Below are 13,813 nucleotides of genomic sequence, written 5' to 3'. Positions count from 1 at the left end.
GAATTTTGTTGCGCATTTTCAACTTTTAGGTGCTTATTTCATTAAAAGACGTCTTTCCAATAAAAATGTTGCATAATAAAAAACTGTCTTAAAAACTACTTTATCTTTTAAAGTAGCTTTTAAAAACAGCCTTCATTACTACTATGCAATTATCGTACTTCAACCCAACCATTTTTAATAGCTGTTACAACAGCTTGTGTACGGTCGTTTACGTTCATTTTTTGTAAAATGCTTGAAACGTGGTTTTTTACCGTTTTTTCAGAAATAAACAGTGTCTCACCAATAGTACGGTTAGATTGTCCATCTGTAAGTAGTTGTAAAACTTCGCATTCACGTTTTGTTAATAAATGGAATGGACGGCGAATTTCTGTTTGATGGAAGTTGCCTTTGTTTTCATGCTCAGACAGGCGACGGAATTCTGCTACTAAATTTTTAGTTACTTTAGGATGTAAGTAAGAACCGCCATTTGCCACTACTTTAATCGCTTCCACGATTTCGTCTGCATCCATCTCTTTTAGCATATAGCCAAGTGCGCCTGATTTTAGTGCATGAGTTACGTATGTTTCATCATCATGAATCGATAACATGATGACTTTAGCATCTGGAAATTCTGTAATTAAATCTGCTGTTGCCTCTACACCATTTTTACCTGGCATATTTATATCCATTAAAACAACATCTGGTTGATTTTCCGCATATAAATTTACTACATCTGTGCCATCGTCACCTTCTGCAATTACATCAAACGTATCTTCAAAATCTAAGATACGTTTCACTCCTTCTCGGAATAGCTGGTGATCGTCTACAATAATAATCTTCGTCATTAGTCTTTACCCCCTAAAATTCTGCAACACATTTCTTTACTTTACTTCTAACGGAATTTTAAATAATACCGTAGTGCCTCGATTTATCTCACTTTCAATTGAGATTGTACCATTTAATATTTCAATTCGTTCTCGCATTCCTAAAATACCAAAGGAATGATCTTTCACAACTTTTTGATTGAACCCTACGCCATCATCTTTCACGACAACATTTACCGCATCGTTCAACCATTCAAGTTTCACCCAAATATCCTTACATTTGCCATGCTTCATGGCGTTTGTTACACATTCTTGCACTAAGCGAAAAATGGATACTTCATAATTCGAAGGAATACGTTGTTCTGTGCTTCTTGACTGAAAATGAATTTCTACTCCTGGATTATATTCGGTCACAGTCGACAAATATTTCTTTAATGTCGGCACAATGCCCAAATCATCCAGCGCCATAGGTCGTAAATCATAAATGATGCGTCGCACCTCTGACAGTGCATTACGCACAGTTTTCTTCAAATCAGCAATTTCAGCTATAGCGTATTCAATGCCCTTCTCTCGATACGTTCTTTCTATTAAGTCCGTACGCATTAAGACATTGGCCATCATTTGAGCAGGTCCATCATGAATTTCTCTTGATAAACGTTTTCGCTCTTCTTCTTGTGCAGCGATGATTCGAATACCAAAATCTTGCTTCATTTTCGCTTGTTCAAGCGCTAACCCAACATTTTTTAAATCAGACGTTAAATAATTTAAAATAACATTTACTTGATTGACAATATGATCAGCACGTTCAATTGTATCGAGTAAGCCTCTTAAACGTCGCTCTAAATCATCTCTTTTGTCGCGAAGTTGCTTTTCTTGTGTTTTAATGACGGAGAGCTTCAATTGAAAATCATGTGCCGTTTCATATGCATCTCTAACTTGTTCTTCGGTATAATTATCAAAAGCTTTACTCACTAACACAAGTCTTTGCTTAGCAAGCTGCGTGCTTTTTTCTAAAGCATCGCCTTCATCGATGACAATTGAAATTTGTTTTCGAACAATTTCTAGCTCTTGTTGCATATCTTCAAAGCTTCTTCGGCTTTGTTCACTTATAATGAAAATATCATCTTTAGAGCTCATAATTGTTTCTAACATTCGATTGAATACGTCATCAAGCGACTTTAAATCGAAGGTATCATTTGAAAACATTGTGTACTCCCCAGTCTAATGTCCTTATTATCACATAGTATTTTGAAAGACCAATTTCATAGAATCTAAGTCTAAACCTATTATAGCATCACAATGCTAAAAATTAATGCTTTTTCTTTATGAAATTTATAGCATACAACCCTATTTAAAAGGAGAATGACACTTATGAGAGAGAACTATTTAACTGTAAAAGGCTACGGAGAAAGCGAAATTATAATATCTAAATCTCGCTTTCTTACTTATATAGAACGCGCTGAAACCGAAGAGGATGCAATGACTTTTATAGAGCGCATAAAAAAAATGCATTATAATGCGACTCATAATTGCTCTGCCTATATTATCGGCGAGCATGATCATATTCAAAAAGCGAATGATGATGGGGAACCTAGTGGCACCGCTGGCGTCCCTATGTTAGAAGTCTTAAAAAAGCAAGGCTTAAAGGATACGGTCGTTGTCGTCACACGCTACTTCGGTGGCATTAAATTAGGCGGCGGCGGTCTTATTCGTGCTTACGGTAAAGCAACAACAGAAGGATTACTCGCTGCACAAGTTGTCGAACGAAAACTTCATCACCTTATGAAAATCGCTATAGACTACACTTGGCTTGGAAAAGTGGAAAATGAGATTCGCAACTCTGGATATTCTCTAGAAGAAATTAACTACTTGGAAGGTGTCGAAATGATAGTTTCGGTGTTAAAAGAGGAAGAAGATCAGTTTCGTCATTGGGTGACAGAACTGACGAATGGGCAAGCAACAATCACTTTTGAGCACGCCCAATTTATCGAATTTATTGTGAAATAAATAGTTTTAATTGTCTAATCCTGAAGGTCCATAGTATAATTTTAATATTGAGCTCGCTTAATCAATTACGCCCATGTGCTAATTTGAATAAATTTTAGCTCAATTGCATAATTATTCCCAAAATCAAGAGGAGAATATACCATATATGAAAAGAACGAATGTAAAAAAGAAGAAGAGGTCTTCTAAAGCTTCTTTGATTATAAAAGTAGCATTACTTCTAGTTGCTAGTTTACTAATTTGCGTTACGGCCTATGGTGTTTATATTACAAAGCAAGCTGAACACGCAGCCAACTCAGCACATGAAGTATTAGAAGGTCGAGATGTCTCTGCTTTACGAGAAGAAAAAGTAGAGCCAGTTAATGATAATGTGTCGATTTTATTTGTCGGTGTCGATGATAGTGAAAATCGTGGGCAAGGTTCTGAAAACTCACGCTCAGATGCACTGATTCTTGCAACTTTAAACAATACTACGAAAACTATTAAAATGTTAAGTATCCCTCGTGATTCTTACGTTTATATCCCTTCAGTAGGCTATAAAGATAAAATTACTCATGCCCATGCTTTAGGTGGTACGCTTTCGACAATTGAAACGGTTGAAAAACTTTTTGATGTTCCGATTGATTACTATGTCCGCATGAACTTCAATGCGTTTATTGATGTCGTGGATGCTTTAGGTGGTATCGAAGCAGAAGTACCATATGCTCTACATGAAAAAGATGAATTTGATCGTAATACAATCAACCTCAAGCCAGGTTTACAGCATTTAAACGGTAGTCAAGCACTTGCACTTGCACGTACACGTAAGCAAGATAGCGATATCCAACGCGGTATACGTCAACAAGAAATTTTAACTGCTATAACAAATAAAGTAGCATCTGTTGATTCTATTACAAAATACGACGATGTTATTAAAGCAATCGGCGATAACATGAAGACAAATATGACATTTAGTGAAATGAAATCCTTCCTGTCTTATTTAACAAAAGGTAAGCCACGTATTGATTCATTAACATTAGAAGGTAACGACGATATGTCTACAGGTGTTTATTATTATCAATTAGACCAACAATCAGTTGATGATGTATCTGAAATTCTTAACAACCACCTTGCAAGAAAAAAATCGTCTTCTGCTTTAACAAATAGTAATACTGATAAAGACAATGCGGCTGGCGATGACAGTTCAACAAACGAGTCAGCGCAATAAAAATAAAAAGCCTTTCCACTATCGAAGTTTGATAGCGGAAAGGCTTTTTTGTGTATCAGGTTCATTACCCGCGAAATCTGGTACTTTACCCGCGATTCATGAGGTTTTACCGGCGAAATTTGTTGTTTTACCCGCGATTCACGATACTTTACCCGCGAAAACCATATTTTACTGAAAAAAAAAACTGCAGACGAACTCAAATTCGAGTTTGTCTACAGCAGTTCTTTTGTTATTTATTGAATATCCTCATGAAATTTAATAGCGGTTTATAGTTTTTACCAGCAAGTCCAATGACTTCAACAAAAATTTCGATTGCAATTAAGATGACCGTAATTAGTAAAATAGCTCCCCATACCTTTGCCATTGAGAAGATAATGGCAGCTAAACCAAACATCATTGCAATGCCATAAATAATAAGGACCGTTTGTCGATGTGTAAAGCCCATATCCAATAATCGATGGTGTAAATGGGATTTATCTGGATCAGACCATTTTTTCTTCATTCGGTAACGACGAACAATTGCAAAGAATGTATCAGAAATCGGTACACCTAGCATAATAACTGGGATAATTAACGAAATGATTGTAAAGTTTTTATATCCTAATAAAGCTAAGACAGAAATCATAAAGCCTAGAAATAATGCCCCAGTATCTCCCATGAAGATTTTAGCTGGATGGAAATTATAAAATAAGAAACCAATTGTAGCTGCTGCTAAAATTGCTGCAAAGGCTAATACGAACATATCGCCCATTATAAAGGCCTTACCAGATAAAGTAATAAGTGCAATTGAAGAAACGCCTGCAGCTAATCCGTCTAAGCCATCAATTAAGTTAATCGCATTCGTAATACCAACAATCCACAATATAGTAAATGGAATACTTAGAAAACCAAAATCTAATTGCCCACCAAATGGCAAGTTAATGAAGTCAATTTGAATACCGCCTACAAAAATAACGATTAGTGCAGCAACTATTTGACCGAGCATTTTTGCCTTCGCTGATATTTCACGCATATCATCAATGACACCTGTTGCCACAATAATACAAGCTCCGATAATAATCGCTAAACTAAATTGACTTTGTGGCTGTAGGACCGCCACACCTATTAAAAACGCAAGGAAAATTGCCAGACCACCGAGCCTTGGCATGATACGTGCATGTACTTTTCGATAGTTTGGCGCGTCAACGGCACCTATTCTAAACGCTAAACGTTTAACTAGTGGAGTTAACAAAATGGAAGCAACGAATGCTGCTATTAAAGACACGTAAAGCATGTCTCTCCTCCTCAAAAAAATAATCTACATTTGAATCCAATTTGATTATAGCACGAACATGCTCTGAAATATACTTTTTCTAATCATTTTCCGCTATTTCACATTTTCCATTTTTCTCTATTATTCTACCTTTATTACTTAATGTCAAATGTAGTCATCATTCGTAAAATTTGATAGAATAATGATGTGTCTAGCATTTAGACAACTTTAAAGGAGCGTAAATTCATGTTCTCAATTTTTAAACGCAACAATGAGCAAACAAGTGCTCGTCAATTAAAACGCTACTATAAAATAGTAGAACAAATTAATAATCTTGAAGAAAAATACGTCAATAAGTCAGATGCTGAGTTAAGAGAAATGACTTTTATTTTCAAGGATCGCTTAGATCAAGGAGAACCAATTACATCCATCATTCCAGACGCATTTGCAGTTGTACGCGAAGCCTCAAAACGTGTATTAGGAATGCGTCATTTTGATGTACAGCTAATTGGCGGACTCGTATTAACTGAAGGCAATATTGCTGAAATGCCTACAGGTGAGGGGAAAACGCTTGTTGCTTCACTTCCCTCTTATGTACGGGCATTAGAAGGCAAAGGTGTTCATGTCATTACAGTAAACGATTATCTTGCGAAACGTGACTATGAGCTTGTTGGACAAATTCATCGTTTCCTCGGTTTAACAGTCGGATTAAATGTACCGATGATGGAACCAAATGACAAAAAAGAAGCTTATAACGCTGATATTACGTACGGTGTCGGTACCGAATTTGGTTTCGACTATTTACGTGACAATATGGCACATAGCTTAGCTGATAAAGTACAACGCGCTTATCATTTCGCCATCATTGATGAAGTCGATAGTGTGCTTATTGACGAAGCGAAAACGCCATTAATTATTGCCGGTAAGATGCCTGCAAATGATGAATTACACCGCATTGCAGCTATGTTAGCAAAACGCTTTAAAGCAGAAGAAGACTACGACTTTGATGATGAAACAAAGGCCACTTCTTTAACGGATAAAGGCATTGAAAAAGTTGAGGCTGCCTTTAATGTTGACAATTTATACGATTTAGAACATCAAACACTTTATCACTATGTGATCCAAGCGGTTCGTGCACATGTCATGTTCAAGCGTGACGTTGATTATATCGTGAAGGATGACAAAATCGAGCTTGTTGATATGTTCACAGGTCGTATTTTAGAAGGTCGTTCTCTTTCCGATGGCTTACATCAAGCAATTGAGGCAAAAGAAGGCGTAACGATTACTGAAGAAAACAAAGCACAGGCACAAATTACAATTCAAAACTATTTCCGTATGTATCCGAAGCTTTCGGGAATGACAGGAACTGCGAAAACACAGGAAAAGGAAATCCGCGAAGTGTACGGAATGGAAGTTATTCAAATCCCTACAAACCGACCACGTCAACGTGTAGACCAACCTGACATTATTTTCAAAACACAAGCAGCGAAATATAAATTTGTAGCTGCCGAAGCAAAACGACGCCATGAAAAAGGGCAACCTGTTTTAATCGGTACTACGTCCATTTTGCAATCTGAAACCGTTGCAGACCATTTAAAAAAGGAAGGCTTAAAATTCCAATTACTGAATGCCAAAACAGTTGAGCAAGAAGTAGAGCTAATTTCGCAAGCTGGTCAAAAAGGGCGTATTACGGTTGCAACCAATATGGCTGGTCGCGGTACAGATATCGTGTTAGGTGACGATGTCCATGCCCTTGGTGGTCTTTACGTAATTGGTACAGAAAAACATGAAAGCCGCCGCGTGGATAATCAGCTACGAGGACGTTCTGGTCGTCAAGGTGACGTAGGTGAAAGTCGCTTCATTCTCTCTATTGAAGATGATATGTTCCGCCGTTATGCAAAAGAAGAAGTTGAAAAATTCACAGCAAAAATGATTGTAGATGAAAATGAAGTCATCCAAAACAAAGATGTTCAGGAGCTTATCAACCGTACACAACGTATTGTAGAAGGCTCACAATATGGCATGCGCGAATACAATTTAAAATTAGACGATGTCATTAATGATCAACGTACCGTTATTTATGGCTTACGTGACAAAATTTTAGCTGGTGAAGATGTAATGGGAGAGCTACAAAAAATGCTGCGTGAAACGGTCGATTTTGCAGTGCGCGATGCTGCACCTGAAGAGCTCCCTTCTGTAGAATGGAATTATGACCAAATGGAAAGTGCATTGAATTCATTATTCATTACTCCGGTTACAATTGATCGTGAAGTTGGCAAAGTAAAACAAATTCTAGCGGATATACAGCCTTCTGAACAAGAACTGTTAGATCATATGGAGAAATTCGCAGAAAATGATGAAGTCATGACGGTTATTCCACAAGTGATGTTGAGCTATATAGATAGTGGCTGGGTGAAACATTTAGAAGCAATGGCTCATTTAAAAGAAGGTATCGGCTTACGTCACTATCAACAAGAAGATCCGATGCGCATTTACCAACGAGAAGGACTCGAATTGTTCGGAAAGAATTTCCAAGAATTGCGTCGTTCTATTATTATTGAAATTACAGGCTTCATGAAAATGGTTGAAGGACAACAGGAGGTTTAATAATGGGTTTATTTTCATTCTTTAAAAAATCAGATAAAATCGTACAAGAAAACACAATTGACTCAAAAGATTTACTAGGAAATGCGTCTACAAATAAAGGGGACAATCGTGATGTTGTAACGAAGCTGTCATTCCATCCTGAATGGAATGTACCACAAGAACAAAAGTATATTTTTAACTTCCTTGCAAATGAGCTAGAGCCATTAAAACCGAATCAATTATCTCTATCTTCTATTAGTATTGAAGATGAGCCACGCACAGGTAAATGGCTTGTTCGTGCATTTTTCCGCTCATCATTAGCCGAAGCAATTGAGTTAGGTGAAATTGAATTATTCATTATGGATAAAAACGATGAGCTTGTAGCATCTAAAAAATTCGATTTTAAAGCGCTAGGCACAATTCCAGCTGAAAGTGCTCGTCCATGGGTTTTTGAATTTGAAAAATCAACGATCAAAGTAGACGAAGTGCCAGAAGATGGTTGGAAAATCGCATTTAACCTTGTATCTTTACGCGGTCACCAATTAGAATTAGATCCGTCATGGGAACAACAATTACCAGCAGCACAAAAAGAAGAGCTTGCTAAAATCGTTGATACTTTACCGAAATTAGGTGAAACAGAAGTTAACTTTACTGGTCTTCAAGCAAAACTTGCTGATAATGGTAACCTGAATGTTTCAATCTTTATCCGTAACGGTCACAATAAAGCAATTAATCTAGAACAATTACCGCTAGAAATTATCGACGCAACAGGTAAACAAATTGCCAAAGGATCATTTAAAATGGATCCGATCCTAACTGTCCAACCAAACTCAACAAAACCTTGGACATTCATCTTCCCAGCTGAACTAGTTGATGCACAACAAGCAGACTTATCTCGCTGGACAGCACGTGTAACACAATAATAATAAATGAAATCCTTCTTTCTACGGAAAGAAGGATTTTTGATTTCCTAGATGTACGGAGCGATTTACATTGGTTTACTGGCGATTGACTCATTCAATCAAATAAAAAAGCGATTTTTGCGCTAATGCAAAAATCGCCTGTTCATTATTTTACTGTATCGAATCGTTTATACCCTACTAATCTAGTTGACCAATAAGAGTACGTCACATCCGATAGTTCCACACCATCTGTACCCGCGTGGATAAATTTATTATTGCCAAGGTAAATACCCATATGAGAAATGCCCTCTTTATAAGTATTTTCAAAAAATACTAAATCCCCTGGCACTGGATTTTTCACATGTGTTGTACTGCCATTAAAGTAGCCTTCGCTGCTATCTCTCGCTATTTTCACACCACTTTGATTGAATGCATAATAAATAAACCCACTGCAATCAAGACCTTCTGGCGTATTACCGCCATAAAGATAAGGTGTTCCAATTAAAGTATTCGCCACTTCCACTGTCTTTTTGTAAATAGCTTGTCCATTCGCTGTAGGATCTTTTGTTGTTACTTTTGATGGGGTCCCCGTATCTGTAGTTACATTATTATGTACTGTATCATCCTCGGGTACGACAGCTACTGGAGAAATTTTCAATACTTGTCCAATATAAATCGTGTCGTTCTCTATGCCATTCCACTCTTTTATTTCCTTTATTGTCACATTATATTGCTTGGCGATTTTTGATAATGTATCACCTTTCGCAACTGTATGAACAGCAGTTGAAGGTTTTGAAGGTGTAGTAGTTGTTGGTTTTGAAGGTTTTCCTGTTTCAGCTGTTGCCTGCTTTGTAATTTCTAACTTTTGTGCTACATAAATCGTATCCTTCGATAGATTATTCCATTTTTTTATATCTTGTATCGTCACTTGATGACTTTGAGCGATTTTGGATAACGTATCGCCTTTTTGTACTGTATATGTTGCAGCTTCAGCATTTTGTATCGCAAAAAATGAAGTAGCAATAGTGCTTAAAGCGAGAATTCTCAATTTTTTTGATTTAAGCATATCCAATAGCCTCCGTTCATGTTAGAATATTTCCTTGTGTGTCTATCATACTAAAGAATTGTCAAAACAAAAATCGGAAATACTGACTATTTTTCAAACAATTTATCAATCCTATATAATACTACAGAATCCGACTGTTTAGCATTACTGTAATAATTGCAAGTTTAATAGTCCTATGATAACATACATTTCTGTATTTAAAATTTTTAGAAAGTTTTAGCTTTTCAATTATAAAGGAGTTTTTATTATTTATGAGAAACATCTTAGTTTTCATCAAAGAGAATTTAGCTGTAGGCTTATTACTTTTTGCCTTGTTCTTAGGGGCAGGTAATATTATCTTTCCACCGTTGCTCGGGCAACAAGCTGGTGAACATATTACAACAGCCATGGTTGGCTTTTTAATAACAGGCGTAGGCTTACCTTTACTGGCAATCGTTGCAGTTGCAAAAGCAGGCGGCGATTTACAACTACTTGCCAGTCGTGTTCATCCAATTTTCGGTATCATATTCACTTCAATTGTCTATTTAGCAATTGGGCCTTTCTTCGCTGTTCCACGTACAGGCTCTGTGTCATATGAAATCGGCATTGTGCCATTTCTTTCAGAGGCAGCACAAGAACATTGGGCTCCACTATTCATTACATCTATAGTATTTTTTGCTTTAATACTTTATTTAGCATTCAACCCATCGAAACTTGTCGATCGTGTAGGGAAAATTTTAACCCCTGCGCTCTTAATTGTTATTTTACTACTAGCTGTTAAGAGCTTTATTACCCCAATGGGTGAATCAGGCACAGCGGTTGGAAATTACACGGATTCACCATTTTACGAAGGTTTTGTACAAGGCTATTTAACGATGGATGTTCTTGGTGCTCTCGTATTTGGTATTGTTATTTTACAGGCGTTACGTGGTATGGGAATGAACGATACTAGAAAGCAAGTCAAAACAACCATTTTTGCAGGGATTGTCGCTGCCATTGGCTTGGCCTTTGTTTATATTTCACTTGGCTATATCGGCAATACAAGCATTGGAGCAATTGGTACATCTGATAATGGTGGCGTCATCATTGCAAAATCAGCAGAATACCTTTTTGGGGATTTTGGCAGTATTATTTTATCAATTACGATTTTATTAGCTTGTATTTCTACTGCTGTGGGCTTGTTGACAGCCAATGCACAGTTTTTCAATAAGCTATTTCCACAAATCTCATATAAAACATTTTTAATCGTCTTTACGTTATTTAGTGTAGCAATTACAAATGTTGGATTATCGACAATTATTAATACTTCACTTCCAGTATTATTAATTATCTATCCGCTTGCAATCGTACTGATGGTGTTATCACTTGTCGATCATTTCTTTAAAGGTGGACGAATTGTTTATGTGTTGGCGTTAATTCCGACATTCTTTGTCAGTCTTTACGATGGCTTAAAACAGATGAAAATCACGTTTACTTCTTATGAGAATATTTTAAATATTTTGCCACTGTATGAGCAAAGCCTTGGTTGGCTTGTTCCTGCAATGATTGGTACAATTATAGGTTTTATTATTCATAAGCTTTTTAACAAAAACTAAACTTCAAACAAACAGACACGTCTTCCTTTTATAGACGTGTCTGTTTTCATTCGCTGTAATTTGGTAATTCATGTATAATAAACATAAGTCATTAGAAAAGAGGTGTCTTATGAAAAAAGTATTATGGTCCTTCATTTTTATACTGAGTGTTATCCTATTTCCTTTATCAAACGCTTCTGCTGCAAATAACGAACAGCAACTCGTTGAGGAAATAAAGGAAATCATTACAGAAAATTATGTTGGTAAAGTAAATGGTAACTTACAAAATGCGAAAACTATTTCAGAAATCATTAATATGTTAGACCCTTACTCAACATATTTTACTAAGCAAGAATTTGAAGAATTTATGAATAGCATTAATATGTCGACAATCGGTATTGGTGTTGTCATTGAAGAGCATGATGACGGCATTCATATTTTACAAGTAATTGAAGAAAGTGGAGCAGCTGAAGCTGGTGTCGTGGCAGGAGATATAATCATCGGCATTAATGGTCAATCCATTGTAGATAGCTCAACTCAGGAAGCCTCTTCCCTGCTAATCGGTAATGAAGGCACCGATGTGCAAGTTAAGCTATTACACGAGAATGGGACTACTTCTACTAAAACTATTACACGTAAAAAATTCACACTACCAAACGTAGAATCTGCTTTATTGTTTGGTGATGTTGGCTACATAGCAATGTCTTCTTTCTCTGAAGATGGCGCACAACTAGTGAAAGACGCACTGACTCAGCTTAAGCAACGTGGTGCTACTTCTTTTATTTTAGATTTACAAAATAATGGTGGAGGCTATGTTGCAACAGCTGAACAGCTGACTGGATTATTCCCAAAAGCAAAAATCGCCTATTTATTACAGGAAGCCCATGCCTCTTATGAAGTGCGTGCAGCACAACAAAACATGAAATTCCCAACTGATACACGTATTTTAGTAAATCGCTATAGTGCAAGTGCTTCAGAAATGCTTGCAGCTTCGTTACAAGATCAACAATCGGCGATTCTATATGGTGAAACTACTTATGGTAAGGGCGCAATGCAAGGTTTCTTTGAATTACATGACGGTAGTTATTTAAAGCTTACTGTGGGTAAATTTACAGGTCCTGCTGGTCAAACGATTAACGAAGTAGGCGTGAAACCAACTATTCAAACGAAGACGGCACCTCTCTTCCAAGCTCATTACGATGCCATTAAAGCACAATACAAAGAGTATCAGGAACTAGTAAGCCTAAAAAATGTACCAACTACAAAAACATTTGTAGTTAAGTTTTCGCAAGCATTCTCTTCACCAATTCCTGAAGGAAGTGTACAGCTTATTGCTTTAGGCGGAGACGAAATTCCAATTACTACAAAAGTAGGAAAAGACAATTCCTTACTCGTTACACCTAAAAATCCTTTAGGAAAAGGCCAAGAATATATGTTGCTCGTTCATCCAACTATTCAAAAACCTACAGGTGACAAACTGCAAAAAGGTATTTATCTTCATATTGCAGTAACTAACTAACAACAAGCCATGAATAAAAGCGTTTGATTTGTCGCTCCAAAGCGGAAATCAAACGCTTTTTTATATAACATCCCCTTTTATGTGCCCCAACCAAGAGCGCGTCTGAAACGAAAATAAAAAATCCCTCCCTATATTGAGAAGGATTTTTCACTCACTGAATTTTCTATCACACATATGGAGGTTCTTTTAATATAAAAAAGACATGAACTAAATTTCGCGCAAGTTCACATGGCTTGCTTTTTTGTTCTAGTAAATTCGTTAATATTAAACGTTCAAAAGAGCCAACAAAACTATCCGCAACTATTTTGATATCGATATTTTGTAATTTAAACAATCTATCACAATCATGTCGATAAACTAGCTCAATAAATCGCTGTGTAAGCTGCGATTTAACGCTTGATGATTGTTTCGATTCAAAAAAGCCAATTTTCGTTAACTTTGGATTTTCAATAATATAGAGAAACATCAAATATAATTTATGTTCTAGCATATGAATAAAGCCTTCCAGCCCTTTTTCAGCCTGTTCGGAATGATTGTCCATAATCTCATAAAATCCAAGCTGAAATTGTATGTTTAAGTCCTCATAAAGCGATTCTTTACTTTTAAAATATAAATAAAATGTGGGCTGTGTTACATCTGCTGCTTTCACTATATCGCTTATTTTCGTAGCATGGTATCCCCTTTCAGCGAAAAGCTCCACAGCTTTTTCCAGTAATAATTGTTTACTTTTTTCACCATTTGAGTTGATTTTCCTACCTCTTGCCATCATTGTCACCTTACTCTGTTAAAAATTATTACCCTGTTTAAAAATTAATTTTAAATAGTAAACCATCACAAAACCCAACATTTTACTTTTCACTATCTGAATAATGTTAATTATAATATAATTCCAAAAATTACACTATGCATATTCAACAAAAT

11 protein-coding genes are annotated in these 13,813 nt (G+C 36.3%); 6 read left to right on the top strand and 5 right to left on the bottom strand.

Translation table 11 applies throughout. From position 1 onward, the window contains the following. Window positions 1–149: 149 nt before the first annotated feature. Together LO754_RS02860 and LO754_RS02855 are read right to left on the bottom strand one after the other, a co-directional pair. Window positions 150–824 carry a response regulator gene (locus LO754_RS02860; protein ID WP_024362464.1) on the bottom strand — a complete coding sequence of 225 codons (675 nt, stop codon included), beginning with the start codon at window positions 822–824 and terminating at the stop codon, window positions 150–152. A gap of 36 nt (window positions 825–860) precedes the next feature. After that, window positions 861–2,009 carry a sensor histidine kinase gene (locus LO754_RS02855; RefSeq protein WP_231785560.1) on the bottom strand — a complete coding sequence of 383 codons (1,149 nt, stop codon included), beginning with the start codon at window positions 2,007–2,009 and terminating at the stop codon, window positions 861–863. Window positions 2,010–2,174: 165 nt separating this feature from the next. On the opposite strand from LO754_RS02855, the gene LO754_RS02850 reads away from it, so the two are divergent. Then, window positions 2,175–2,810, top strand: coding sequence for a YigZ family protein (locus LO754_RS02850; RefSeq protein ID WP_231785559.1), 636 nt, complete (start codon window positions 2,175–2,177; stop codon window positions 2,808–2,810). A 145-nt stretch (window positions 2,811–2,955) separates the two neighbouring features. Continuing rightward, window positions 2,956–4,014, top strand: a complete 1,059-nt coding sequence (locus LO754_RS02845; protein WP_024362461.1) for an LCP family protein — start codon at window positions 2,956–2,958, stop codon at window positions 4,012–4,014. Window positions 4,015–4,243: 229 nt separating this feature from the next. On the opposite strand, the gene LO754_RS02840 is transcribed toward LO754_RS02845, so the two are convergent. Next, window positions 4,244–5,287: an MraY family glycosyltransferase gene (locus LO754_RS02840; protein WP_231785558.1), complete on the bottom strand. Its 1,044-nt coding sequence runs from the start codon at window positions 5,285–5,287 to the stop codon at window positions 4,244–4,246. A 225-nt stretch (window positions 5,288–5,512) separates the two neighbouring features. Here LO754_RS02840 and secA2 point away from each other — a divergent pair, with 225 nt between their 5' ends. Together secA2 and LO754_RS02830 are read left to right on the top strand one after the other, a co-directional pair. Continuing rightward, complete coding sequence (secA2, locus tag LO754_RS02835) at window positions 5,513–7,873, top strand: accessory Sec system translocase SecA2 (protein ID WP_025218628.1); 2,361 nt, start codon at window positions 5,513–5,515, stop codon at window positions 7,871–7,873. Between the two features lie 2 nt (window positions 7,874–7,875). Then, window positions 7,876–8,775 (top strand): accessory Sec system S-layer assembly protein, encoded by a 900-nt coding sequence (locus LO754_RS02830; protein ID WP_229388550.1) that lies wholly within the window; start codon window positions 7,876–7,878, stop codon window positions 8,773–8,775. 145 nt (window positions 8,776–8,920) lie between these two features. On the opposite strand, the gene LO754_RS02825 is transcribed toward LO754_RS02830, so the two are convergent. Next, window positions 8,921–9,820: a C40 family peptidase gene (locus LO754_RS02825; protein ID WP_024362457.1), complete on the bottom strand. Its 900-nt coding sequence runs from the start codon at window positions 9,818–9,820 to the stop codon at window positions 8,921–8,923. A gap of 251 nt (window positions 9,821–10,071) precedes the next feature. Between LO754_RS02825 and brnQ the strand changes: the two genes are divergently transcribed. Together brnQ and LO754_RS02815 are read left to right on the top strand one after the other, a co-directional pair. Next, the gene (gene brnQ / locus LO754_RS02820) at window positions 10,072–11,394 is read left to right on the top strand and encodes a branched-chain amino acid transport system II carrier protein (RefSeq protein ID WP_229388545.1); all 1,323 of its coding nucleotides are present in this window, start codon (window positions 10,072–10,074) and stop codon (window positions 11,392–11,394) included. Between the two features lie 109 nt (window positions 11,395–11,503). Next, window positions 11,504–12,892, top strand: coding sequence for a S41 family peptidase (locus tag LO754_RS02815; protein WP_231785557.1), 1,389 nt, complete (start codon window positions 11,504–11,506; stop codon window positions 12,890–12,892). Between the two features lie 166 nt (window positions 12,893–13,058). Here LO754_RS02815 and LO754_RS02810 read toward each other — a convergent pair whose 3' ends face one another. After that, the gene (locus LO754_RS02810) at window positions 13,059–13,661 is read right to left on the bottom strand and encodes a TetR/AcrR family transcriptional regulator (RefSeq protein ID WP_231785556.1); all 603 of its coding nucleotides are present in this window, start codon (window positions 13,659–13,661) and stop codon (window positions 13,059–13,061) included. Window positions 13,662–13,813 lie beyond the last annotated feature (152 nt).

Source organism: Lysinibacillus sp. GJ-1 (assembly GCF_021166035.1).
GTDB lineage: Bacteria > Bacillota > Bacilli > Bacillales_A > Planococcaceae > Lysinibacillus > Lysinibacillus sphaericus.
Note: the sequence above shows the minus strand (reverse complement) of the source record. Positions and strands in the feature narration are given on the sequence as shown.